Here is a 21,986-nt window from a genome sequence, read left to right on the forward strand (position 1 = left end):
ACCATGAACCGTCCGTCGTCCGCTTTCGTCGCCGTCCCGGACGCGCGGCCTGCCGCTGCGCCGCCGGCTGCGTGGCGCCGCTGGCTGCGTTCGCCGGTCGCGACGCGGCTCGCCACCGGCGCGCTCGTGCTGTGGGCCGCGGTGACGCTGTCGTTCGCCGCCGTGCATCTCGCGCCGGGCGATATCGTCGGCATCCTGATCGGCGAGCAGTTGAGTACGCCGGAGATCGAGGCCGCGATCCGCCAGGAATGGGGGCTCGACGAGCCGCTCGCGCTGCAATACCTGCATTACCTGTGGCGCGTGCTGCACGGCGAGTTCGGCCGCTCGTACATCCTCAACACCGACGTCGCGCCGCTCGTGCTCGGCCAGCTATGGCCGACGCTGAAACTGACGGGCGCGGCGCTGGTGGTGACGATCGTATTCGCGGTCGGCCTCGCGGTACTGACCGCCGGCCGACGCTGGGCCGGCCGCGCCGCATCGGGTGTCGAACTGCTGCTCGCGTCGACGCCGTCGTTCTGGCTCGGCATCATGCTGCTGTTCGTGTTCAGCTTCACGCTGAAGTTGTTCCCGGTGGCCGGCGATCGCGGCTTCGCGTCGCTCGTGCTGCCCGCGCTGTCGCTCGGGCTCGCGCAGGGCGCGGTGATCGGCCGCGTGCTGCGGCAAGGCATCGAGCGCGCGCTCGACGAGCCGTACGCGCTGACGGTGCGTTCGTGGGGCATCGGCGGGCTCGCGCTGCGGGTGCGCCATGCGCTGCGCCACGCGGCGCTGCCGGCCGTCACGCTCGCCGGCTGGCTCGTCGGCGGCCTGCTTAGCGGCGCGGTGATCACCGAACAGGTGTTCGGCCGGCCGGGCCTCGGCAAGGTGACGGTCGACGCGGTGCTGTCGAAGGACATGCCGGTGATCCTCGCGATCGCGATCCTGTCGGCGGCCATCTACGTCACGCTCAGCACGGCCGTCGACCTGCTGTACCTGCTGATCGATCCCCGCCTGCGCGACCGCCGCGCAGCGCGCTGAACCGGAGACTTCGATGTCCACGCCCATCGACTTCACGTTGCGCACGCCCGCCACATTCGCCGCCGCCGGCTGGCTGCGCCGCCATCCGGGCCTCGCGCTCGCCGCCGTGTATCTGTTGCTGAACGCGATCGCCGTGGTCGCACCGGGCTGGCTCGCGCACTACGACCCGCTCGCGGCCGATCCGCTGTCCGCGCAGCTCGGCAGCAGCGCCGAGCACTGGCTCGGCACCGACCAGCTCGGCCGCGACATCTTCTCGCGGGTCGTGCATGGCGCCCGCTACTCGCTGTCGATCAGCGCGGCTGCGATCGGCGTCGCGACACTGTTCGGCACCGCGCTCGGGCTGTGCGCCGGCCTCGCGCGCGGCTGGCTCGATGAGCTGATCACGCGCGTGCTCGACGTCGTGTCCGCGTTTCCCGACCTGCTGCTCGCGCTGATGCTGATCTCGTTCACCGGCCCCGGCGCGGTCAACCTCGTGTTCGCGCTCGGCGTCGCGTCGGTACCGCGCTTCGCACGCGTGGTGCGGGCGCAAACCTTCGTCGTCGCGGCGTCCGGCTATGTCGAGCACGCGCGCACCCTCGGCCTCGCGCCGGCGGTACTGGTGTGGCGGCACGTGTTGCCGCATGCGATCGCGCAGGTGCCGGTCCTCGCGACGATCGGGCTGGGCACCGCGATCATCGGCACGTCGGGGTTGAGCTTTCTCGGAATGGGGCCGCAGCCGCCCGCGGCGGAATGGGGATTGATGCTCGCCGAGGGCCGCAACTATCTGTACAACGCGTGGTGGATCGCGGTGTGGCCCGGCCTCGCGATCACCGCGGCCGTGATCGCCGTGAATGCGCTCGGCGGCTACTGGCAGGCGCGCTTCGAGCACCGGGAGACAGCATGAGCACGCGCGATACCGTTGCGAGCGCAACGACCGACGCCGCCGTGCCGCTGGTTCGCATCGAGCGTCTGACGATCGGGTTTCGCGGCCCGCGAGGCACCCAGCCCGTCGTCGGCCCGCTCGACCTGGCCGTGCATGCCGGCGAATGCGTCGCGCTCGTCGGCGAGTCGGGCTCCGGCAAGTCGGTCACCGCGCGCAGTCTGGTCGGGCTGAACGGCCCGCGCGCCGTGATCGACGCGGCCCGATTCGAGATCGCCGGCACCGACGCGCGCGGCCATCGCGAGCGCGACTGGCGCACGATACGCGGCCGCCGGATCGGCTACGTGCTGCAGGACGCGCTGGTGTCGCTCGACCCGCTGTGGCGCGTACGCGACCTCGTCGCGGAGGCGTTGCACGATACGCGCCGGCACGATGTCGCCGCGCGTAGCGCCGACCTGCTGCGCGCGGTCGGCATCGATGATCCCGAGCGGCGGCTGCCGCAGTATCCGCATCAGTTGTCGGGCGGCTTGCGGCAGCGCGTGCTGATCGGCACCGCGATCGCGGGCGGTGCGTCGCTGCTGATTGCCGACGAGCCGACCACGGCGCTGGACATGACCGTGCAACGCCAGATCCTGTCGCTGCTGCGTGCGCGCCGGGACGCCGGCGACGCGATCCTGCTGATCAGCCACGACCTCGCGGTCGTGGCCGATCTGGCCGACCGCGTGCTCGTGATGCGCGCGGGACAGGTCGTCGAACAGGGGCCGGCACGCGACGTGCTGAGCTCACCGGCGCATCCGTACACGCGTGCGTTGCTCGCGGCAATTCCCACCGCCGCGTCGCGCGGATTCCGGCTGGCGAGCGCCGAGCGCGTCCCCCTGCCGCCGAAGCGCATCGACACGCAGGCACCGGTGCTGGCCGTCGACGCGCTGACGAAACGCTACGGCGAGCGCGATGCGCCTGCCGCCGTCGACGGCGTGTCGTTCTCCCTCGCGCGCGGCGAGACGCTCGGCATCGTCGGTGAATCCGGTTCCGGCAAATCGACGGTCGCGCGCATCGTGCTCGGGCTCGTCGAACCCGACGCCGGCACCGTCACGCTCGACGGCCAGCCATGGAACGGCATCCCCGAAGCCGCGCGGCGCACCCGCCGGGCGCGGCTGCAACTGATCGCCCAGGACCCGTACAGTTCGTTCGATCCGCGCTATTCGGTCGGCCGGATCATCGGCGAAGGGCTCGAGGTGGCCGGACTCCACGGCGACGCGCGCCGCCGCCGCGTACTGCAACTGCTCGACGAAGTGCAGCTCGGCGCGGCGTGCTTCGACCGTTACCCGCGCGAATTGTCCGGCGGCCAGCGCCAGCGCGTCGCGATCGCGCGCGCGTTCGCGTCCAACCCGGCGCTGCTCGTCGCGGACGAACCGGTCAGCGCGCTCGACGTGTCGATCCAGGCTCAGGTGCTCGACCTGCTCGCCGATCTGCAGGCCGAACACGGCACCGCGATGCTGTTCATCTCGCACGACCTGGGCGTCGTGCATCACGTGGCCGACCGGATTCTCGTGATGCGGCGGGGCCGCGTGGTCGAAAGCGGGCCGGTTACGCAGGTATTCGACGCGCCGTCGCACCCGTACACCGCATCGCTTCTCGACGCACTGCCCACGCTGCCCGGCAGCGCGGTCACCGCCCCAACGCTCTCCGCGCTCGCATGACGGCTGCCTGCCCCGGTCCAACCGCCGTCACGGGCTGATCGACCACCGGTTCTCGCCGTCAAGTCCACTTCGGTGCGATCACGCGGGATCGAACCGCGCGGCAATCGCGCGTCAGCGCCCGATCGGCAACCCGGTCGGTTCGATCCAGCCGAGCTTGTACGCGATCAGCAGCGACAGGAACAGCGTGACCGACAACCCGACGCGCGCGGCGAGCGACCACGCCATCCGCTTGGACTTGCCGCGATCGTGATTCATGAAGTACAGCGCGAAGATCAAACTCGCGATGATCATCGCGAATGCCACAGAAACCAGCAGGGTTTTCATTGCCGTTGCCTTTGAAGATCCGAATCGGCCTGAATCAGTTCGGCCAGTTTTTGCCGCTCGTCGGCGACGCCGCCGACGCCCGACGCCGGCCAGTCCAGCGCGACGCCGTTGCCCAGCGAATCGCGCACGAGCGCCTGATAGCGCCGGTCGTTGATCGTGCCGTGCTCCATCGTGTCCGAGATCTCGCGCCGGAACGGCAGCGGGAAACTCGCGTACGCGCGCGACAGCGCCGCATATTGTCTCGCATCGATCTCTTTCGACGATGGTATGACAGTCCAGATCACCACGGCGACGATGGCCGTGAACGGGATCGCCGTGTAGCGCAGGATGAACTTGATCGGGGTCATGAAGCGGTGGGCAGAAGGGAATCGCAAGCGCGCGCCGCGCAGCGGCGAAACAGCCAGCCGGCGGCGCCTTCCATCATTGTACTGAAAGCACCATCCGGCCAACAGAGTATGATAATGACATTATCATGTTCATCACATGATTCGACAGCCCCGGTATCCGGTGCAAGCGGCGTGCCCGTCACGGCGTCCGGCACCGGTTTCGGCCTGTGACCGCGAATCCGCGACGATCGAGCGACACCCTTATGCCAGCGCAGTACTTTCGAAACCTGACGGGAAAACACCGCAGCGCGACCGCGAACCGCCAGCTCGGGTTTTCGCTCGCGTTCGTCGCCGGCGCGGCCAATGCCGGCGGCTTTCTCGCGGTCAAGCAGTACACGTCGCACATGAGCGGCATCGTGTCGGCGATCGCCGACCAGACGGCGCTCGGCGACGTGCGGCTCGCGCTCGCCGGCATCAGCTCGCTGGGGTCGTTCCTGATCGGCGCCGCGTGCTCGGCGGTCCTCGTCAACTGGGGGCGCCGCCGCGGGCTGCACAGCCAGTTCATGCTGCCGCTGCTGGTCGAAGCCGCGCTGCTGTTGCTGTTCGGGCTGCTCGGCAGCCATCTGGCCCTGTGGGAAACCTTCTTCGTGCCGGTGACCGTGACGCTGCTGTGCTTCATCATGGGGCTGCAGAACGCGACGATCACGAAACTGTCGGGCGCGGAGATCCGCACGACGCACATGACGGGCATCGTGACCGACCTCGGCATCGAGCTCGGCAAGCTGTTCTACTGGAACCGGTCGGCCATCGACGTCGACGCGCACGCGGTGATCGCCAACCGTTCGAAACTGCGGATTCACGCGACGATGCTCTCGTCGTTCTTCGTCGGCGGCCTGGCCGGCGCGATCGGCTTCAAGCGCGTGGGCTACGTGTCGACCGTGCCGCTCGCCGCGGTGCTCGTCACGCTCGCCATCGTGCCGGTGATCGACGACCTGCTCGCGCTGCTGCGCAGCAAACGCTGATCGTGCGCGACAGGCAGCGCTCGCGCGCGGTAACGCCGAAAGCGGATCGATTATAATTTGATTAACATATCGACCACCCTCGCCCCGTCATGGAAACGAAAACCGCCCGCCTGACCGTCCTGATCGATCCCGCGAAGAAGGAAGCCTTCGAGATGCTCTGCGCGGAGCAGGATCTTACGCCGTCGCAAGTCGTACGGCAGTTGATCCGCGAATATCTGGACCGGCACGGCGTCACGTACAAGACCCGGAGCGCGATCGGCAAGCGCGTGAAGTAAGCGCGGCCGCACCGGCCGCGCGCGGCACCGGCCCCGCCGGCCCGGTACCGCCCGGTACTGTTACGCGCCGATCTCCCAACGTTCGTGCGACTGCGCGCGCCAGACCAGCCGCCCCGGATCAATGCCCTCGCCGTGCTTCATGCGCCTCGCGGTGGCAGCCAGCTTCAGTTCGCCGGCCTGCGGGCACGCGAGCGCCCGCTCCAGCAGGATACGCAACGACGGCAGCCGGCTGCCGTCCTTCCATGCGAATGCGACGAAGTTGTTGTCGTCGCCGCACGGCAGCAGCGCATACGACGAACCGAATACCGACCGCAGTTGCTCGAGGTGCTGCGGCAACGCCGGATCGTCGTCCATGAAGTTGATCGCGAGCACGCCGGATGCGCTCAGGCGCGCGCGGCACGCGTCGAGGAACGTGCGGCCGGCACAGCGGCCGCGCATACCGTCGGCGACGAACGCATCGTGCAGGATCACGTCGGTCCGGACGTCCGCCCGCTCCAGATGATCCGCGCCGTCCGCGCATACCACGCTGAACCGCGCATCATCGGCAGGAATCCTGAACACGTCGCGCAGCGCGATCACGTCCGGATTGAGCTCGACCGCATCGATCGTCGTGCCGGGCAGGTGACGGTAGCAGTACTTCGCGAGCGAACCGCCGCCGAGCCCGAGCATGCAGATGTGTGCAGGCTCGGGCTGCAGCAGCAGGAAACCCATCATCACGCGCGTATAACCCAGCTCCAGCCGCATCGGATCGCGCAGCGACATGAAGCTCTGCGTGCCGAAATGATCGAAGTGCAGCGACACCGCATGCTGCGTCCGCAGCACGAACGGCCGGCCGTCGTTCAGCGGCGTCGCCAGGAACCTGACGAACGCGTCATAGGAAGTTCGATCCTCGGCCATGTGCGGGTAGTCGGATGAAAACGCGGCGGATGAAAACGCGAAGGCAACGGTCGCCTGAACCGCGTGCTCAGACCTTCTTCAGGTAGCACGCCTTCAGCATGAAGCCGCCCATGTCGGTCTTGCAGTCGACTTCGTGATCGCCGCCGACGAGCCGGATGCTCTTGACCTTGGTGCCCATCTTCAGCGTGATCGACGAGCCCTTCACACGCAGATCCTTGATCAGCACGACCGAATCGCCGTCCGACAGCACGTTGCCGTTCGCGTCCTTGACGACGTCGCCCGCCGGTTCGTCACCGGCCTCGGCGCCGGCGTCGGCCGACCATTCGTGGCCGCAGTCCGCGCAGACGGTCAGCGCACCGTCCGGGTAAGTGTTTTCCATTGCACATTGCGGGCAGGCGGGGGCATTCATTGCGGCTTCCATTCGGGGAGGAGTTCGATGATGCCGGGCGAGCAGGTTGCGCGCCCGGATGCGGGCGACACGCCCGCCGGCAACGCCGCGGGCCGGCATCGGCGCACACCGCATTATAATGCAATTCACATGATCTGGCCGATGCATTATAATCACGCACTTCCCGACAATCCGCGCACTTGAATGCGCCTTCGCAGCGGATGTCGGCATGTTCGCGCCGGATGGCGCGCGCACTCCGCCCGGCCGGCACCCGCGACCCTGCGGGAGAAATCGTGAATACCGGCCGCCCGATGTCCGCAACACGTGCGCAACCGTGCATGTCGCGCACCGCCCCGCCCACCTGTCCGGAGGCTTTCCAGCATCGTGGCAATCGTTGTGTACGTTCAAATCGGCCCCGCATGGAACCGCAATCGCGGCCGCGCCGCGCGCGACGCGACCGTCGCCGCGGCACGCCGTTTCGACAGCGACATCCAGCTGATCGCGAACGGGCACAGCAGCAACGCAAAAGACGGCGGCGCGATCGCGTCGCTGCAGGTTCACGGCGGCACGTCGGCCCAGGTGCTCGCCACCGGCCCCGACGAGGAGGCCGCGCTGCAGGCGCTGCTGCCGTTGCTGCAGGCAAGCTGACGCCTGCGCCGCCGATCCCGCGGCCATGCGCCGTCCACCCCGACACCCCATTTCCCGAGGAAGCGATGAACGACAATCTCACGTCCAACACCCCCAACCTGTCGGCCTCCGCGATCTGGGCGCTCGAACGGCTCGCCGATGTTCGCTACGGCCGCGACGCGCCGGCGCTCGGCTGGTCGATCGCGCGGGAACTCGTCAGCGCCGGGTTCGTCAGCCATCCCGCGCACGGCCGCTCCGGCGCATCGATCACGGCCGAAGGACGCTCCTTCCTGAAAAGCCGCAAATAACGCGCGCCGGCAACCGGGCTCAGAACCGGTGCCGGATGCCGACGATCGCGAGCAACTGCGAATTCGTGCCGGCATCGACGTTGTACGACCCGATCACGGCCTGGGCCGGCCCGGTTCCGTTGAAGCCGTTCGCGTGCTGGTAGCCGACCGTCGTATAGAGATCGGTGCGCTTGCTCAGCAGATAGTCGACGCCGGCATTGACCTGGTGATAGCGCGCGGACGAATCGCCGCCCGACCACGTGAAGTTGTAGCCGACGATCGTCAGCAGCGACGGCAGCGCCTGCCATTGCGCGAACGCCGAACCGTTCCGGTAGCGCTGCGCGTGCACGAACGTCGACGACGCGTCGGGCCGGTATTCGCTGAAGCTGAACGCCGCGCCGACGGTCACGTTGCCGATCGCATACTGCACCCCGGCGCGCGCGACTTCGATCGACCGCGCCGACGCATACGCGCGGTTCACCGCGCTGTTGAAGAACGAATCGGCCGACGATGCGCCGCGCGTCGAACGGAGCGCGTTGCCGTTGTCGACGTGCAGGTAGCCGGCCGCCGCGCTCAGCGGACCGTCCGCATAGCCGAATGCGCCGGCATACGCGAGCCCCGACCCCGATGCGCCGGCCACGCCGCCGGGCGACACCATCGCCGCAACCGTCACGCCGTGCCACGCCGCGCTCGTCCATTTGACCGCGTTGCTGAACGTCACGCTGCTGTCGTAGTTGTCGACGTCGCCGGGCGGCGCGAAGAGCCCGCTGAACGCGTCGGCCGTGATCGGCTGCACGAGATCCGTCACCGGATCGTTCTGCCGGCCGAGCGTCAGCGTGCCCCACGTCGCGGACGCGACGCCGACGAACGCTTTCGAGCCGAACAGCCGGCCGCCGTCGAGCTGGCCGGTCCCGACGTCGAAATTGTTCTCGAGCGTGAAGATCGCGTTCATGTCGCCGCCGAGCGCCTCGCTGCCGGTCAATCCCCATTCGTTCGCCGACAACGCGCCCGACGACATCGATACGCGCGACTTCCCGGCTTCCGCGTGGTTCAGATACGCGACACCCGTATCGATCGTGCCGTACAGCGTGACCGAACCCTCCGCGTGCGCGGCGACGGAAAGCGCGGCCGCCACGGCAGCGCCTGCAATCAGCATGCAATTTTTCATCGTATGGTTGAATAAGTAGTGCGAATCGATTTGAACGGACGTCGATGCGGCATCGGCCATGCATCGCGCGCCGGATCGCGGCATCCGATGCGCGCGACGCGCACGCCTGGGCACGGAGCGTGCGCGCGCGGACACCGGTCACACAGGTTCGCCCGTCACGACGGGCGCGGTTCGATCAGGCGCCGTCGCAGCTGAACCGGTAGCTGTCGTCGAGCTTTTTCGCCAGCACGAGCGTGCGCATGTTGAGCGCGCGCGCCGCATTGCACAGCGTGCGTTGCCCGCTCGGCGTCCGGTATTTGCCCGCATACTCGGCGTTCAGCACCGGCTTGTTCTTCGACGTGAACACCGTGTAGCCGTCGCACTCCTTCTGCTCGTTGCATTCCTCGTTCACCGCGAAGTCGAACGACGGTTCGAGCGCCACGAGCTGATCGACGTCGTTCTTCAGCCCGACCGCCAGATTGCGCTTGTGCGCCTCGTTCGCGATGAACACGTTGAACGCGTACTGATCGGTGTCCTGCAACGGGAAACCGGTGTCGTTCGCATAGCCGTCGACGTTGTCCGGCTCGACGCCGTCGCATCCCTTCGCCACCGCGCGGTCGAGGCGGGCCGTCATGATCTCGCGCACGTTGCTCGAACGGATGTCGAGCCAGCGCTCGCCTTCCCAGTCGTCGAGCTTGTTGCCCTGGTCGGACGCCTTGAACTTCGAGAAATCGGGCCGCCAGTTCTCCGAACTGCCCGCGGAGAAATAACAGACGACCTTGCGCCCGGCCTGCTTGAGCGCCGCGATCGTCGCCGCGTCGGTATCGAACAGGTCGATGTCGTAGATGGCCACGTTGTACGACGTATTGAGCTTGCCCTTGAGCTGCCATTGCCACGTATCGCCCACCGCCGGCGTCCAGTGCGACGCGGCGCGCGCGGGCGCCGCCCCGGCCGGCGGCGACGCGGCAAAGGCCTTGGCCGACAACGGATCGGACGACCCGTCGCCGCAGGCCTGCAGGATCGAGGCGCACAGCGCGAGCGCCGCGACACCGGAAAGGTTGCGTGCAATTTTTTTCATCGAAGCATCTCCAGTGGAGGGATCGGAATGACGAATGGAACTGCGCGTTGCGGAACTGCCGGTTGCCCGGTGATGCGCGACGACACGTGGCCCGGGCGGTGGTACGCGGTGTTGCGGGGTGACGCTCACGCGTCGAGCGGCTCGGCGCGCAGCAGCGCCGCATGCTCGAAGCGCAATGCGATCGCGTCGTGCCCCGGCGCGATGCGGCCGACCTCGCGATTGCCGTTCGCGTAATCGACGATCCGGTACGACCGGCCGGGCTGCAGGCCGCGCAGCGCGACCGGGCCGCTCCAGCGCTCGGCGTAGAACGCGTAATGCAGCACGCCGTCCTTTTCCACGACGTGAGCCTCGGGCTTGTCGAACGCGATGTCGTACAGCTCGCCGCGATAGCGGCCCTCGGCGAGCCGGTGCGCGTTGTAGACCTCGACCCAGTGCCGCCATGCCTGCTCGTGCTCGGGCGTCAGCAGGAACGAGTCCTTCGGTTTCGGATCGACGGGCCACGTGAACTTCGTCGAGATCACCGCGCCGACGCCCACCGCCGACGCGAAATCGCCGCCGCCGTCGCTCAGTTCGACGTGATCGCCCGCGTACGCGGACGATGCGCCCATCAGCGCCTTCAGCGTCTTGCCCTTGTGGCGCACCTGCCAGCTCGACAGCGGATCGGACGCCGGCGCCTGGTCGATGTAGCGCATGTTGTGGAACGCGTACGCGGTGCCGCACGGGCACACTTCGACGACCGCATCCGGCTTGATCGCATGCGCGGCGTCATGGAACACGCGGTAGAAATCGGCGAGGTGCTCGACCGAATCCTCCGGCCGCGCATGCCGGTGCGCGGGGTTGTAGCACGGCGCGACGCCGTTCAGGTGCTGGCCGTCGACCTTCACGCCGTCGAAGCCCCACTCGCCGATCACCTTCTGCATCAGTGCGGCGATGTGCGCCTGCGTCTTCTCGTAGGCCGGACACAGATAGAAGCTGTTCCACCAGGTGATCGCCTGCGGTGCGCCGTCCGCGTCGAGCAGCAGCATGTCGGTGTGGTCGTGCAGTTCGTCGCTGCCCGGCGCGACCGCGAGCGGCGCGATCCACAGCCGCGCCTTCTGGCCGCGTGCATGGATATCGTCGACGAGCGCCTTCATGTCGGCGTCGCCGGCCGGGAATTTCGCGCGGTCGGGCACCCAGTCGCCGGTGCGCCGCTGCCAGCCGTCGTCGAGCACCGCCCACTTGAAGCCGAGTTCCTGCACCTTCGGCAGCGTCGCGCGCACGTAGTCGAGGCTGAACTGACGCTCGTAGCCCCACGCGCACCAGATCGGCTCGTACGCGCTCGCCGGCGGCCGCGGCGCATGGAAACCCTGCGCGCCCATCATCTGCCGGTACGTATCGAGCGCGACGAAATAGTCGCCGTCGTGCAGCATCACGAAGGCGGTCGGCGTATCGAGCGTCGCGCCCGGCGCGAGCGTGACCGTCTGCTCGCCGCGCAGGCCGAGCGAGACTTCGTCGCGCACCGCCTTCACCGGCAGCGATACGAGGCGCGGCACGATGTCGAGGTGACCGAGCGCGATGCCCTGGTCGCGCCGCCACACGTCGACGACTGGCGTACCGCCGCCATAGTCCGATGCGTTCATGCCCATGAAATTGCGCTGATCGAAGCCGGCCTTCACCGGCTGCACCCAGTCGCGCCGGTCCGCGTGGCTCGCGCCCGAATAGGTCCAGTAGCCGCCCGCGCCGGCCGCGGCCGGCAGCAGCCGGTGCGCGGCGACGTTCCATGCGCGGACGTCGGTCGGCTGCATGCCGACGTTGCGGAACTGCGTGTCGATCAGCGCGACGCCCGGCCGCGCGTCGAGCAACGTGATGCGCACCGTCTTCTCGAAGCCGTGCGCCGACCGGCCCACCAGCCGCAGTTGCCGCCCCGCGCCGAAGGCGGTGGAGACGTCCGCATGCGCGGCGTCGACGAGCGCGAAGCGATCGATCGTGCGCACCGGCCGCGTGTCGGGCGCGGGGCCGTCCGAGGTCGGCACCGGCGCGGGGCCGATCAGTTGCTCGAGCGTCTCGCTCGCATCGAAGCGGGTCAGCGCACGCGTGCCGCCGCCGCGACGCACGGCCAGCCGGCTGCGCATCGCCGGATCGAACTCGATCACGAGCCGGTCGTCACGCAGCGCGACGCGCGACGGCTCGCCGCCGCGGGCATCGCGCACGCCGACGCCGACCAGAATCGGGCTCGCCGCGCCGGCGGCCAGCCACTGCACGAACGCGCGCCGGGTGGTCATGGACGCACCTCGCGACGCAACGGCACGCAGCGCGCCGCGCTGCCGGCACGCCGGGCAGGCAGTGGAAATCGAAAGGAAAAGCAAGCGTTCATACGGAATTCCTCGTGAAGAAGGGCCGTGCGCCGACGCATCCGTCTCGCGCAGATCGGCAATCTAGTCGATCTTTCGATTTCTTTCGTTTGTGGTTTACACTAATAACGAAAGAAATCGAAAGCACATAGATTGGCCGCTCCCGACGGACGTTTCTGCCGATCCCTGCTGGAACGTCGTCGGGCTCGCCCGCCGAACGCCTCCGATTTCGCCTTGCACGGCATCAAACGAAAGCGTTCGACGAATCAGAACCCACTTCGAAAGACGCGACCGATGCAAAACAACTGGCTCGTTCACGCGCTCGTCACGACCCTGCTCTGGGGCGTGTGGGGCGCATTCACCGGCTTGCCCGCCGAACACGGCTTCCCCGACACGCTGATCTACGTGATCTGGGCGTTCACGATGATTCCGCCGGCGCTGGTCGCGCTCGGCCGCGCCGGCTGGCGTGTGCGGCGCGATGGCCGTTCGCTGGCGCTCGGGCTCGCAATCGGGCTGCTCGGCGCGGGCGGGCAGATGCTGCTGTTCCGCGCGGTCGAATCGGGGCCGCCGTATCTCGTGTTCCCGATCGTGTCGCTGTCGCCGGCGCTGACGATCGCGCTGTCGTTCCTGCTGCTGCGCGAACGCACCGGCAAGCTCGGCGTGGCCGGCATCGTGCTCGCGCTGTGCTCGCTGCCGCTGTTCGACTTCCAGTCGGGCCAGGGCCCCGCGCGGTTCGGGCTGTGGTTCGCGCTCGCGCTGCTGGTGCTCGTCGCATGGGGGCTGCAGGCGTATTTCATCAAGATCGCGAACGCGACGATGGACGCGGAATCGATCTTCTTCTACATGGCGCTGACGGGCCTGCTGTGCGTGCCGTTCGCGTTGTGGATGACCGACTTCGGCCGCACGATCAACTACGGGATCGGCGGCCCGGGCCTCGCCGCCGTGATCCAGGTGCTGAATGCGATCGGCGCGCTGACGCTCGTCTATGCGTTCCGCTTCGGCAAGGCGATCGTCGTGTCGCCGCTCGTCAACGCAGGCGCGCCGCTGCTGACGTCGGTGATCTCGATGATCGTCACCGGTGCGACGCCGACCGGCAGCAAGCTCACGGGCATCGCGCTGGCGCTGCTGGCCGCGCTGCTGCTCGCGCTGCAGCCGGAAGGCGCCGCGGCAACCCACACGGCGGGGGAATCGGCATGAACCCGCTGCTCGATCTCGTCCGCCGTCACAAGCAATCGTCGCGTCACGCGCCGCCCGGCACACCTGCGATCGGCATCCCGTCCGTGTGCTCCGCGCATCCGGTCGCGATCGCCGCCGCGCTGCGCGAATGCGCGGCGCGCGAACGCCCCGCGCTGATCGAGGCGACCTGCAACCAGGTCAACCAGGACGGCGGCTATACGGGCATGACGCCGCACGACTTCCGTCGCCACGTATTCGACATCGCCGCGCGCGAACGCGTGAGCCCCGATGCGATCCTGCTCGGCGGCGACCATCTCGGCCCGAACGCATGGCGCCGGCTGCCGGCCGCGCACGCGATGGACAAGGCCGAGACGATGGTCGCGCAGTACGTGGCGGCCGGCTTCCGCAAGCTGCATCTCGACTGCTCGATGTCGTGCGCGGACGATCCGCAGCCGTTGCCCGAAGCCGAGATCGCCGCGCGGGCGGTGCGCCTGTGCCGCGCCGCCGAGGCCGCGTGGGCGGCCGGTGCGCCGCGCGGCGACGCGCCCGTCTATGTGATCGGCACCGAGGTGCCGGTGCCCGGCGGTGCGCACGAGACGCTCGACGCGGTCGCGGTCACCACGCCCGAAGCGGCCGGCTCGACGCTCGCGCTGCACCGCGACGCGTTCGCGCGCGCCGGCCTCGACGATGCGTGGTCGCGCGTGATCGCGATGGTCGTGCAGCCGGGCGTCGAGTTCGATCATCACAAGGTGATCGACTACGACGCCGGCAACGCGCGTGAACTGAGCGCATTCATCGAAACGGAACCCGCGCTCGTGTTCGAAGCGCATTCGACCGATTACCAGACGCCCGACAACCTCGCGCAACTCGTGCGCGACCACTTCGCGATCCTGAAGGTCGGCCCCGGCGTGACCTTCGCGATGCGCGAGACGCTGTGGTCGCTCGCCGCGATCGAGCGCGAATGGCTCGGCGGCGACGACGGGTTCATCGCGACCGTGCTCGGCGTGATGCGCAACGAACCGGCGCACTGGCGCGATTACTACCCGGCCGGCGCGCAACTCCAACTCGATCTCGCGTACAGCCTGAGCGACCGCATCCGCTACTACTGGGCCCATCCCGTCGTGCAACGCGCGTGCGCCGACCTGCTCGCGCGCCTCGATGCGTCGCCGCCGCCGCTCACGCTCGTCAGCCAGCATCTGCCGCGCCAGTACGAGGCCGTCCGCGAAGGACGGCTCGCGTTGCGCGCCGGCGCCCTGTTGCAAGACGGCACGGCCGCGGCCGTCCGTCCGTATCTCCACGCGTGTGCCGCGTGACCGACTCTCCTCAGATCTGCTCATGGAATTTTTCGACCTCGATCCCGCCGACCTCAACCGCCGCCACGCCGCCCACACGGCACGCGAAATCGCCCAGCAACCCGACGTCTGGCCCGACGTGCATGCCGTCGTCGACGCGCAGCGCGCGGCGCTCGACGCGTTTCTCGCGCCGCTGCTCGCCGATCCTCGCCTGCGCATCGTCCTGACCGGCGCGGGCAGCTCGGCCTTCATCGGCCAGTGCCTCGCGCCCGCGCTGCGGCACCGCTTCGGCGGCCGCGTCGAAGCGGTGGCCACCACCGACATCGTCGCGAACCCCGGCGACACGCTGCAGCCGGGCGTGCCGACGCTGCTGGTGTCGTTCGCGCGCTCCGGCAACAGCCCCGAAAGCGTCGCGGCCGTCGAGCTGGCGGATCGCCTCGTCGACGGCTGCCGCCACCTCGCGTTCACATGCGCGGCCGACGGCATGCTGAACCGCCGCCTCGGCACGCATCCGCGCGCGCACGTCGTGCTGTTGCCCGAGGCCACGCACGACCAGGCGTTCGCGATGACGTCCAGTTTCAGCGGCATGCTGCTCGGCGCGGCCTGGGCGTTCGGCGTGGCCGGCATGCCGGTCGGGCCGCTGGCCGACGCCGCGCGCACGCTGCTGCGCGACCACGCGTCGCGGCTCGCCGCGCACGTGCGGCAGTTGCCCGAGCGCGTCGTGTATCTGGGCAGCGGCACGCTGCTCGGGCTCGCGCGCGAAGCCGCGCTGAAACTGCTGGAACTGACCGACGGGCTGATCGTCGCGATGGCCGAATCGCCGCTCGGCTTCCGGCACGGCCCGAAAACGTTCCTCGACGAACGCACGCTCGTCGTCGTGCTGCTGTCCGGCGATCCGCATACGCGCCGCTACGACCTCGACCTGCTGCGCGAACTGCGGCGCGAAAACCGCGCGGCCGGCATACTGTCGGTCGGCGTCGCGCCGGCCGACGACGCGGGCGACGACGCGGGCGACACCAGCACGCCGTCACCGTCCGGCGACGACCTGACGGTGCCGCTGCCGCCCGGCCTGCCCGATCTCGCGCTCGCGCCCGTCGCGCTGGTGCTCGCGCAGTGTTTCGCGCTGCTCGCGTCGCTGCGCCTCGGGCTCACGCCCGACAACCCGAGCGCGTCCGGCACCGTCAACCGCGTCGTGGCCGGCGTCACCATTCATCCGTACGCGGGGCAGCCCACATGACTCCACTCTTTCTCGGCATCGACGGCGGCGGCACGAAAACCGCGTTCATGGTGATCGACCGTCAAGGCCGCGTGCGGGCGCGTCACGAAACGACCACCAGCTACTACCTCGAGATCGGCGTGGACGCGCTGCGCACGCTGCTCGCCGACGGCGTGCATGCGGTGCTGGCCGCGGCGAACGTCGCACGCGACGACGTCGCGTACGCATTCGCCGGCCTGCCCGCGTACGGCGAGGACAGCCGCCTGCTGTCCGAGCTGGACGGCCTGCTCGCGCCGCTGTTCGCGCGCGAGCGCTACCGGATCGGCAACGACATGGTGTGCAGCTGGGCCGGCACGCTGGCCGGCGGCGACGGCATCAGCATCGTCGCCGGCACCGGATCGATCGCATACGGGCAACGCGAAGGCCGCGCCGCACGCTGCGGCGGCTGGGGCGAGGTCTTCGGCGACGAAGGCTCGGCCTACTGGCTCGCGCGCGAAGGGCTCGCCGCGTTTTCGCGGATGGCGGACGGCCGCGCCGCGCGCGGGCCGCTGTTCGACATCGTGCGCGCGCACTTCGCGCTGGAACACGATCTCGACCTGTGCGCGGCCGTGAATGCGGGCGCGGTGCGCAGCCGCTTCGCGCAGCTGTCGCGGCTCGTGATCGATGCAGCGCACGCGGGCGACCCCGCAGCGCACGCGCTGATCGACCGCGCGACCGACGAGCTCGCGCAACTCGCGGCAGGCGTCGCGCGCACCCTCGGCTGGCCGCCCGGCGAACCGCTGCCGGTGTCGTATTCCGGCGGCGTGTTCAACGCCGGCGCGCGCGTGCTCGAGCCGCTGCGCGACGCGCTCGCGCGCCGCGTGCCGGATGCGGTGCTCACCGCGCCGCGGCTCGGGCCCCACGTCGGCGCGGCGGTCCACGCGGCCCGGCTGGCGGGCATGCCGCTCGACGCGCCGGCCTTGCATGCGCTCCAGCCCGGCCAGGGGTTTTGATATCATTTCGGCTCCCTGTCTTGCCGAAATGGACATGCCCGCTCACCGAGTGCCTCCGTCGCCTGCCGTCGATCACGCGCCGCTGCTTGTCGAAGAACGTCGCCGCCTGATCTGCGAGCTGGTGCGCGAGCGGGAGAAGGTCACCGTCGAGGAACTGGCCGAGCGGTTCGGCATCTCGCTCGTCACGGTGCGCAGCGACCTGAACGCGCTCGCGGCGGCCGGCGCGGTGCTGCGCACCCACGGCGGCGCGCTGGTGCTGCGCGAAAGCGACGAGGTGCCAATCGCGGTCAAGCAGAAGCTCCGTCACGCGGAGAAGGTGCGGATCGCGGCGGCCGCCGCCGCACTGATCGGCGACGGCGAAACGATCCTGCTCGACTCCGGCAGCACGACCGAGGAAATCGCGAAGCAGATCCTCGCGATGAAGCTGCAATCGCTGAACGTGATCACCAATGCGCTGAACGTGGCCGTGCTGCTCGCGGCCGCGCCGCACATCAACCTGATCATGCCGGGCGGGCAGCTTCGGCCGAACTCGTATTCGCTGTCGGGGCCGCAGGCCGTCGTCGCGCTGCAGGGGCTGTACGCGGACCGGCTGTTCCTCGGCGTCGACAGCCTCGATCCCGAGATCGGCCTGATGACGCCGCACCTGCTCGAAGCGCAACTGAACGCGCAGATGCTGAAGATCTCGCGCCAGGTGATCGCGGTCGCCGATTCGTCGAAGCTGATGAAGCGCAATCTCTCGGTGATCGCGAGCGTCGAGCAGCTCGACATGCTGATCACCGATACGGGCGCCGACGCAGCCGTGGTCGACGACCTGCGCCAGCGCGGCATCGACGTGCTGACGGTCTAGCCGCCCGACTATCCCCTCTTTCCGGACACCCGATGCCACCCGTCTCGTCCCCGCCCGTTCTCGACACGCCGCGCCTGGTGCTCGAAGGCCATCCGCTCGGCGACTTCGACGCACTCGCCGCCATGTGGGCGGAACCCGGCGTCGTCGCGCACATCTTCAACGGCGAGCCGTCCGCGCCGCGCGACTCGTGGATGCGCATGCTCGCGTATCGCGGGCTGTGGCCGCTGCTCGGCTATGGCTACTGGGCGATTCGCGAAAAGGCGTCGGGCCGCTATGTCGGCGATCTCGGCTTCGCGGATTTCCACCGGAACATCGAACCGCCGATCCGCGGCGTGCCGGAAGCCGGCTGGGCGCTGGCGACGTGGGCGCAGGGCCGCGGCTATGCGACCGAGGCGCTCGCGGCCGCGCTCGCATGGCTCGACGCGCAGCAGCGGTTCGAGCGCAGCGTGTGCCTGATCGCGCCGACCAATGTCGCATCGATCCGGGTCGCGGAGAAAGCCGGTTACGGCGAGCCGCGGCCTATCCGGTTCAACGACGCCGATTCGTTGATGTTTTCGCGCAAGAGCCGATAAGCGCGGCGAGCCGGCGGCCGCGTCAGTCGGCTGCCGGTTCGTAGCAACGCACGAAGAGGCCGTCTTCCATCGGCCAGCAGTTGCCGCCTTCATCGCGCACGATCCAGTCGCCCGGCTGCACCGGCCGCCAGCCTTCCGGCGTCGCGACCGCCCACTTCCCGTCACGGCGCTCTACCCGTTCATGGTCGCCGTCGGCGAACCACCGTGTCGCATCGACGTGACTGGTGCGTTTTCTGAATCTCATCCCGTCACCTGCAGAAACGAATTTCAATGTCGCGTGGCCGCGGCGCCGGCGTCGAGCGATCGCTGCCGCACCCTCAGCGCGTGGGTGGCCAACCGGGTCGCGTGCAACGCCGTCCAGCCCTCCGCGATGAGCGCCTCCAGCGTGTCGCGCGCGATGGTGGAAATCCGGACATCGATTTCCTGCATGCGCATCAACGCCGACACGACCTCGGCCGGTTGATCGGGTGCAAGCGCAAGCACGAACGCCGACCGCATCTCGGCCGCGCGGACGGCTTCGTTCCAGTCGGCGCGCGCGACCGCGGCTTCGATCGCCTGCGTGAGTGCCTCGAGACGCTGGACGACTTGCAACGGCGTCATTTCATTTCCCCGTCAATCGTTCGTACCATCCGCTTGCCCGCCCGTCAGGCGCCGGCGCGGCGTCGCGCCGACCCGCGCGCATCCGGTTCCGCACGCGAGCGACATGGCTCGACGTGTCGTCGAAACCGGCAGTCGATACGATCGGGAAACGATGCCATCGCAGTGCGCGATGCGCGCGAGTCGGCTGCGCAGATTGTAGGGAGCGGCACCCGCCCATGTCGGTAATATTTTGTAATGATATGTCGACTAACCTTGCCTGGCCTGGGTTTGACCGGTGCGAGCGCGGTTCGCGGCCGCGGCCTGGCGCAAACGTTTTCGTCTGAAGGATGCGCGGCCGCGCAACGTCGCGAGCGCCGCGCCGGCCCTCGCCCCGAACCGTTTCTGCCCCGCGCGCGACCCCGCCTCGCGCTTCCCGTACCTGCCGCCCGGCGGCGGCGATTGGCCCATAGCTAAGCTCACCGAACGATTCAGATTTCGCCACATTCCACCGGAATGTTGCGCAGTATCATCCACGTCGCTTCGGCTACGACGCGTTCGGACTGGGCCTGACCGCTCGCCACCTTCCCGTTTTGCCCCCTTCGTTTAGCGATGCCCATCCGAATCCTGCTCGTCGAAGACGACGTCCCGCTGTCCGCGCTGATCGCCGACTATCTGCGCCAGCATCATTACCAGGTGGACACGCTGTTCGACGGCGCCGGCGCAGTGCCGGCGATCGTCGCGAACCGCCCCGACCTCGTGCTGCTCGACGTCAACCTGCCGGGCAAGGACGGCTTCGAGATCTGCCGCGAGGCGCGCATGCAGTACGACGGCATCGTGATCATGGTGACCGGCCGCGACGAACCGTTCGACGAATTGCTCGGCCTGGAACTCGGCGCGGACGACTTTCTCCGCAAGCCGGTCGAGCCGCGGCTGCTGCTCGCGCGGATCAAGGCGCAGTTGCGGCGCACGCGCGTGCCGGCGGGCGAGCCCGCGCCGGATTCGCCGCAGCGATACGTGTTCGGCAAATTCTCGATCGACCGGGCCGATCGCCGCGTGCATCTTCCCGACGGCAGCACGCCGCGCCTGACGTCGACCGAATTCGACCTGCTGTGGGCGCTCGTGTGCCGCGCGGGCGAGGTGGTCAGCCGCGAAGACCTGACGCTGCTGCTGCGCGGCATCGCGTTCGACGGCCTCGACCGGTCGATCGACGGTCGCATCTCGAAGCTGCGCCGCAAGCTGCGCGACGATGCGGCCGAACCGAAACGGATCAAGACGATCCGCTCCAAGGGCTATCAGTTCAGCAAGCACGCGTGGGATTGACGCCGCGTGCGGGCCGGCGAGCGGCGTGGCGCGAGCGGGGCCCGCGATGTCCGGCGTGCGTTCGCGGCTATTGCGCGCGGGCCGTACCGGCATCCGGATTCGCATGCGTGCCCGGCTCCGCCTGCCATCCGCCGCCGAGCGCCTTGTACAGCGCGACGAGATCGGTCGTCGTCTGCAACGCGCCCTGCTGCGCCTGCTGCCGCCCCTCCGACCATTGCCGCTCGGCGTCCAGCACGTCGAGGAACGGCGACAAGCCTTTCCGGTAGCGATCGCGCGCGAGGTCCAGCGCGCCCTGTTCGGCCTTCACCGCATCGTCGAGCGCGGCCGCGCGCGCCTGGTCGGTGCGGTACACGGCCAGTGCATTGTCGACGTCGCGCAGCGCGACGAGCACCGCCTGCCGGTAGGCGAGCGCCGCTTCCGCCTGGCGCGCCTGCGACAGCCGCAGGTTCGACACGAGCTGCCCGCCGGAGAAGATCGGCAGCGAGATGGCCGGCCCGAACGAATAGAACAGGTGCGACCAGTGCGCGAGCTCGCGCACGTGCGACGCACGCAACCCGACTTGCCCGGTCAACGAGATGTCCGGATAGAACTGCGCGACCGCGACGCCGACGTCGGCGGTGGCCGCATGCAGCTCGGCCTCCGCGCGGCGGATGTCGGGACGCCGGCGCGCGAGCGTCGACGGCAGACCGACGGGCACGGCCGGCGGCACGTCCGGCAGCGCGCGCGGGGCGGCAAGCCAGTCGTCGAGCGCGCCCGGCGCGCCGCCGACCAGATACGCGAGACCGTTGCGCAACAACACGATCTGCTGGTCGAACTGCGGCAGTTGCGCGCGGATCTGCGCGAGCCGCGCGTCGGCGCTGCGCACGTCGAGATCGCTCGCGAGACCGTGCGCGGCCTGCTCGCGCGTCAGGTCGAGCAGTTCGCGCTGCGCGCGTTGCAGGTCGTCGGCCAGCGCGCGCTGGGCTTGCGCGCCGCGCAGTTGCAGATAGGTCTGCGCGACCTCCGCCTCGAGCGACAGCAGCGCGTCGTCGCGGCTCGCGATCGCCGCGCTCGTCTGCGCGCCGGCCGCTTCGACCGAGCGGCGCACGCGCCCGAACAGGTCCAGCTCCCACGACGCGTCGAAGCCGGCCTGCCACAGGTTGACCGGCGCCTCGAGCGCATCGATCGCGCTACGCGCGCCCTGCTGCACGCGCGCGCCGGTGCCCGGCCCGAACCGGTCGAGCGGCGAGCCCGGCGCGCCGAGACGATCGACGCGCTGGTCGATGCCCTGTTCCTCGACGATGCCTTTCAGGCCGAGCTGTTCGCGCTGATAGCTGGCGGTCGCCCGCACGTCCGGCAAACCTTGCGCGGCGGCCGCGCGAACCTGCGCGCGTGCCTGCGCGATGCGCAGCACGGCCGCCTGCACGTCGAGGTTGTCGTGCGCCGCGCGCTCGACGAGCCGGTCGAGCAGCGGATCGCCGAATGCACGCCACCAGCGCGGATCGGGATCGGCGTCGACCGTCGGCGACGACCGTGCGGCCGCGTCCGACGCGGGAGACGCCGCCTGTCCGTCCGCCCGCATCGCATGCCAGGTGTCCGGCACGTCCGCGTGCGGCGGCTGGTAGTCGGGCCCGACGGTGCAGCTTGCGACCACCGCGCATCCGGTGAAGATCGTCACCGCGCGGCGCACGAGGCTGCGAATCACGCGGCGATTGCGATTGTCCCGACGTGCGTTCATC

24 protein-coding genes are annotated in these 21,986 nt (G+C 69.3%); 14 read left to right on the forward strand and 10 right to left on the reverse strand.

Features of this window, described 5'->3' with window-relative positions; translation table 11 throughout:
• Positions 1 to 3 precede the first annotated feature (3 nt).
• Genes H0X91_RS20790 through H0X91_RS20800 form a run of 3 tightly spaced genes read left to right on the forward strand, consistent with a single transcriptional unit; the run spans position 4 to position 3,573 of the window.
• Positions 4 to 1,014 carry an ABC transporter permease gene (locus H0X91_RS20790; protein ID WP_006489154.1) on the forward strand — a complete coding sequence of 337 codons (1,011 nt, stop codon included), beginning with the start codon at positions 4 to 6 and terminating at the stop codon, positions 1,012 to 1,014.
• Between the two features lie 13 nt (positions 1,015 to 1,027).
• Positions 1,028 to 1,897: an ABC transporter permease gene (locus H0X91_RS20795; protein WP_077175850.1), complete on the forward strand. Its 870-nt coding sequence runs from the start codon at positions 1,028 to 1,030 to the stop codon at positions 1,895 to 1,897.
• Positions 1,894 to 3,573 (forward strand): dipeptide ABC transporter ATP-binding protein, encoded by a 1,680-nt coding sequence (locus H0X91_RS20800; RefSeq protein ID WP_080324498.1) that lies wholly within the window; start codon positions 1,894 to 1,896, stop codon positions 3,571 to 3,573. The genes H0X91_RS20795 and H0X91_RS20800 overlap by 4 nt, the downstream gene beginning before the upstream one ends.
• Before the next feature lie 111 nt (positions 3,574 to 3,684).
• On the opposite strand, the gene H0X91_RS20805 is transcribed toward H0X91_RS20800, so the two are convergent.
• Both H0X91_RS20805 and H0X91_RS20810 read right to left on the reverse strand, forming a co-directional pair.
• On the reverse strand, positions 3,685 to 3,897 hold the full coding sequence (locus tag H0X91_RS20805) for a twin transmembrane helix small protein (RefSeq protein WP_006489184.1): 213 nt from the start codon (positions 3,895 to 3,897) through the stop codon (positions 3,685 to 3,687).
• The gene (locus H0X91_RS20810) at positions 3,894 to 4,244 is read right to left on the reverse strand and encodes a hypothetical protein (RefSeq protein WP_006489163.1); all 351 of its coding nucleotides are present in this window, start codon (positions 4,242 to 4,244) and stop codon (positions 3,894 to 3,896) included. Before H0X91_RS20810 ends, H0X91_RS20805 begins: the two co-directional genes overlap by 4 nt.
• 242 nt (positions 4,245 to 4,486) lie before the next feature.
• Between H0X91_RS20810 and H0X91_RS20815 the strand changes: the two genes are divergently transcribed.
• Positions 4,487 to 5,245 (forward strand): YoaK family protein, encoded by a 759-nt coding sequence (locus H0X91_RS20815; RefSeq protein ID WP_006489179.1) that lies wholly within the window; start codon positions 4,487 to 4,489, stop codon positions 5,243 to 5,245.
• Between the two features lie 89 nt (positions 5,246 to 5,334).
• Positions 5,335 to 5,520, forward strand: coding sequence for a ribbon-helix-helix protein, CopG family (locus H0X91_RS20820; RefSeq protein WP_006489181.1), 186 nt, complete (start codon positions 5,335 to 5,337; stop codon positions 5,518 to 5,520).
• A 60-nt stretch (positions 5,521 to 5,580) separates the two neighbouring features.
• Here the strand turns inward: H0X91_RS20820 and H0X91_RS20825 are convergent, their stop codons facing one another.
• Together H0X91_RS20825 and H0X91_RS20830 are read right to left on the reverse strand one after the other, a co-directional pair.
• Positions 5,581 to 6,417 carry a spermidine synthase gene (locus H0X91_RS20825; RefSeq protein ID WP_196433301.1) on the reverse strand — a complete coding sequence of 279 codons (837 nt, stop codon included), beginning with the start codon at positions 6,415 to 6,417 and terminating at the stop codon, positions 5,581 to 5,583.
• Positions 6,418 to 6,484: 67 nt separating this feature from the next.
• Complete coding sequence (locus H0X91_RS20830) at positions 6,485 to 6,838, reverse strand: zinc ribbon domain-containing protein YjdM (RefSeq protein ID WP_006498247.1); 354 nt, start codon at positions 6,836 to 6,838, stop codon at positions 6,485 to 6,487.
• Between the two features lie 351 nt (positions 6,839 to 7,189).
• On the opposite strand from H0X91_RS20830, the gene H0X91_RS34995 reads away from it, so the two are divergent.
• Both H0X91_RS34995 and H0X91_RS20840 read left to right on the forward strand, forming a co-directional pair.
• Positions 7,190 to 7,453 (forward strand): HPr family phosphocarrier protein, encoded by a 264-nt coding sequence (locus tag H0X91_RS34995; RefSeq protein ID WP_227739741.1) that lies wholly within the window; start codon positions 7,190 to 7,192, stop codon positions 7,451 to 7,453.
• A gap of 65 nt (positions 7,454 to 7,518) precedes the next feature.
• Entirely contained in the window at positions 7,519 to 7,740 is a 222-nt protein-coding gene (locus H0X91_RS20840) for a hypothetical protein (RefSeq protein ID WP_006489160.1), read from the forward strand.
• A gap of 19 nt (positions 7,741 to 7,759) precedes the next feature.
• Here H0X91_RS20840 and H0X91_RS20845 read toward each other — a convergent pair whose 3' ends face one another.
• From H0X91_RS20845 to H0X91_RS20855, 3 genes are all read right to left on the reverse strand, one after another.
• Complete coding sequence (locus H0X91_RS20845; protein WP_080331495.1) at positions 7,760 to 8,887, reverse strand: porin; 1,128 nt, start codon at positions 8,885 to 8,887, stop codon at positions 7,760 to 7,762.
• A gap of 175 nt (positions 8,888 to 9,062) precedes the next feature.
• Positions 9,063 to 9,944, reverse strand: a complete 882-nt coding sequence (locus H0X91_RS20850; RefSeq protein WP_058903643.1) for an endo alpha-1,4 polygalactosaminidase — start codon at positions 9,942 to 9,944, stop codon at positions 9,063 to 9,065.
• 125 nt (positions 9,945 to 10,069) lie between these two features.
• Positions 10,070 to 12,205, reverse strand: a complete 2,136-nt coding sequence (locus tag H0X91_RS20855; RefSeq protein WP_196433302.1) for a glycoside hydrolase family 36 protein — start codon at positions 12,203 to 12,205, stop codon at positions 10,070 to 10,072.
• A gap of 363 nt (positions 12,206 to 12,568) precedes the next feature.
• Between H0X91_RS20855 and H0X91_RS20860 the strand changes: the two genes are divergently transcribed.
• From H0X91_RS20860 to H0X91_RS20885, 6 genes are read left to right on the forward strand one after another with little or no spacing between them, the layout of a single operon-like run.
• Positions 12,569 to 13,471 carry a DMT family transporter gene (locus tag H0X91_RS20860; protein WP_077057021.1) on the forward strand — a complete coding sequence of 301 codons (903 nt, stop codon included), beginning with the start codon at positions 12,569 to 12,571 and terminating at the stop codon, positions 13,469 to 13,471.
• Positions 13,468 to 14,763: a D-tagatose-bisphosphate aldolase, class II, non-catalytic subunit gene (locus H0X91_RS20865; protein WP_196433303.1), complete on the forward strand. Its 1,296-nt coding sequence runs from the start codon at positions 13,468 to 13,470 to the stop codon at positions 14,761 to 14,763. The genes H0X91_RS20860 and H0X91_RS20865 overlap by 4 nt, the downstream gene beginning before the upstream one ends.
• Before the next feature lie 22 nt (positions 14,764 to 14,785).
• Complete coding sequence (locus H0X91_RS20870; protein WP_196433304.1) at positions 14,786 to 15,979, forward strand: SIS domain-containing protein; 1,194 nt, start codon at positions 14,786 to 14,788, stop codon at positions 15,977 to 15,979.
• The gene (locus tag H0X91_RS20875) at positions 15,976 to 16,950 is read left to right on the forward strand and encodes an N-acetylglucosamine kinase (RefSeq protein ID WP_125333515.1); all 975 of its coding nucleotides are present in this window, start codon (positions 15,976 to 15,978) and stop codon (positions 16,948 to 16,950) included. Before H0X91_RS20870 ends, H0X91_RS20875 begins: the two co-directional genes overlap by 4 nt.
• Positions 16,951 to 16,984: 34 nt before the next feature.
• Positions 16,985 to 17,797 (forward strand): DeoR/GlpR family DNA-binding transcription regulator, encoded by an 813-nt coding sequence (locus tag H0X91_RS20880; RefSeq protein ID WP_012493748.1) that lies wholly within the window; start codon positions 16,985 to 16,987, stop codon positions 17,795 to 17,797.
• Between the two features lie 32 nt (positions 17,798 to 17,829).
• The gene (locus H0X91_RS20885; protein ID WP_006490675.1) at positions 17,830 to 18,369 is read left to right on the forward strand and encodes a GNAT family N-acetyltransferase; all 540 of its coding nucleotides are present in this window, start codon (positions 17,830 to 17,832) and stop codon (positions 18,367 to 18,369) included.
• 22 nt (positions 18,370 to 18,391) lie between these two features.
• Here H0X91_RS20885 and H0X91_RS20890 read toward each other — a convergent pair whose 3' ends face one another.
• Together H0X91_RS20890 and H0X91_RS20895 are read right to left on the reverse strand one after the other, a co-directional pair.
• Positions 18,392 to 18,613, reverse strand: coding sequence for a hypothetical protein (locus H0X91_RS20890; protein ID WP_006490674.1), 222 nt, complete (start codon positions 18,611 to 18,613; stop codon positions 18,392 to 18,394).
• 23 nt (positions 18,614 to 18,636) lie between these two features.
• Positions 18,637 to 18,969 (reverse strand): hypothetical protein, encoded by a 333-nt coding sequence (locus H0X91_RS20895; RefSeq protein ID WP_006498255.1) that lies wholly within the window; start codon positions 18,967 to 18,969, stop codon positions 18,637 to 18,639.
• Positions 18,970 to 19,557: 588 nt separating this feature from the next.
• On the opposite strand from H0X91_RS20895, the gene H0X91_RS20900 reads away from it, so the two are divergent.
• The gene (locus H0X91_RS20900; RefSeq protein ID WP_059722941.1) at positions 19,558 to 20,268 is read left to right on the forward strand and encodes a response regulator; all 711 of its coding nucleotides are present in this window, start codon (positions 19,558 to 19,560) and stop codon (positions 20,266 to 20,268) included.
• Between the two features lie 67 nt (positions 20,269 to 20,335).
• Here H0X91_RS20900 and H0X91_RS20905 read toward each other — a convergent pair whose 3' ends face one another.
• Positions 20,336 to 21,985: an efflux transporter outer membrane subunit gene (locus H0X91_RS20905; RefSeq protein WP_196433305.1), complete on the reverse strand. Its 1,650-nt coding sequence runs from the start codon at positions 21,983 to 21,985 to the stop codon at positions 20,336 to 20,338.
• Position 21,986 lies beyond the last annotated feature (1 nt).

Source organism: Burkholderia sp. 9777_1386, assembly GCF_015712265.1.
In the GTDB taxonomy this organism is placed as follows: domain Bacteria; phylum Pseudomonadota; class Gammaproteobacteria; order Burkholderiales; family Burkholderiaceae; genus Burkholderia; species Burkholderia cenocepacia.

Bases quoted from the DNA above. Each gene is read 5' to 3' on its own strand.
- H0X91_RS20805 (WP_006489184.1), bottom strand. From the start codon at position 3,897: ATGAAAACCCTGCTGGTTTCTGTGGCATTCGCGATGATCATCGCGAGT.
- H0X91_RS20900 (WP_059722941.1), top strand. From the start codon at position 19,558: ATGCCCATCCGAATCCTGCTCGTCGAAGACGACGTCCCGCTGTCCGCG.
- H0X91_RS20810 (WP_006489163.1), bottom strand. From the start codon at position 4,244: ATGACCCCGATCAAGTTCATCCTGCGCTACACGGCGATCCCGTTCACG.
- H0X91_RS20885 (WP_006490675.1), top strand. From the start codon at position 17,830: ATGCCACCCGTCTCGTCCCCGCCCGTTCTCGACACGCCGCGCCTGGTG.
- H0X91_RS20800 (WP_080324498.1), top strand. From the start codon at position 1,894: ATGAGCACGCGCGATACCGTTGCGAGCGCAACGACCGACGCCGCCGTG.
- H0X91_RS20855 (WP_196433302.1), bottom strand. From the start codon at position 12,205: ATGACCACCCGGCGCGCGTTCGTGCAGTGGCTGGCCGCCGGCGCGGCG.
- H0X91_RS20865 (WP_196433303.1), top strand. From the start codon at position 13,468: ATGAACCCGCTGCTCGATCTCGTCCGCCGTCACAAGCAATCGTCGCGT.
- H0X91_RS20795 (WP_077175850.1), top strand. From the start codon at position 1,028: ATGTCCACGCCCATCGACTTCACGTTGCGCACGCCCGCCACATTCGCC.
- H0X91_RS20875 (WP_125333515.1), top strand. From the start codon at position 15,976: ATGACTCCACTCTTTCTCGGCATCGACGGCGGCGGCACGAAAACCGCG.
- H0X91_RS20820 (WP_006489181.1), top strand. From the start codon at position 5,335: ATGGAAACGAAAACCGCCCGCCTGACCGTCCTGATCGATCCCGCGAAG.
- H0X91_RS20815 (WP_006489179.1), top strand. From the start codon at position 4,487: ATGCCAGCGCAGTACTTTCGAAACCTGACGGGAAAACACCGCAGCGCG.
- H0X91_RS20850 (WP_058903643.1), bottom strand. From the start codon at position 9,944: ATGAAAAAAATTGCACGCAACCTTTCCGGTGTCGCGGCGCTCGCGCTG.
- H0X91_RS20840 (WP_006489160.1), top strand. From the start codon at position 7,519: ATGAACGACAATCTCACGTCCAACACCCCCAACCTGTCGGCCTCCGCG.
- H0X91_RS20860 (WP_077057021.1), top strand. From the start codon at position 12,569: ATGCAAAACAACTGGCTCGTTCACGCGCTCGTCACGACCCTGCTCTGG.
- H0X91_RS20880 (WP_012493748.1), top strand. From the start codon at position 16,985: ATGCCCGCTCACCGAGTGCCTCCGTCGCCTGCCGTCGATCACGCGCCG.
- H0X91_RS20790 (WP_006489154.1), top strand. From the start codon at position 4: ATGAACCGTCCGTCGTCCGCTTTCGTCGCCGTCCCGGACGCGCGGCCT.
- H0X91_RS20895 (WP_006498255.1), bottom strand. From the start codon at position 18,969: ATGACGCCGTTGCAAGTCGTCCAGCGTCTCGAGGCACTCACGCAGGCG.
- H0X91_RS20890 (WP_006490674.1), bottom strand. From the start codon at position 18,613: ATGAGATTCAGAAAACGCACCAGTCACGTCGATGCGACACGGTGGTTC.
- H0X91_RS20825 (WP_196433301.1), bottom strand. From the start codon at position 6,417: ATGGCCGAGGATCGAACTTCCTATGACGCGTTCGTCAGGTTCCTGGCG.
- H0X91_RS20830 (WP_006498247.1), bottom strand. From the start codon at position 6,838: ATGGAAGCCGCAATGAATGCCCCCGCCTGCCCGCAATGTGCAATGGAA.
- H0X91_RS20870 (WP_196433304.1), top strand. From the start codon at position 14,786: ATGGAATTTTTCGACCTCGATCCCGCCGACCTCAACCGCCGCCACGCC.
- H0X91_RS20845 (WP_080331495.1), bottom strand. From the start codon at position 8,887: ATGAAAAATTGCATGCTGATTGCAGGCGCTGCCGTGGCGGCCGCGCTT.
- H0X91_RS20905 (WP_196433305.1), bottom strand. From the start codon at position 21,985: ATGAACGCACGTCGGGACAATCGCAATCGCCGCGTGATTCGCAGCCTC.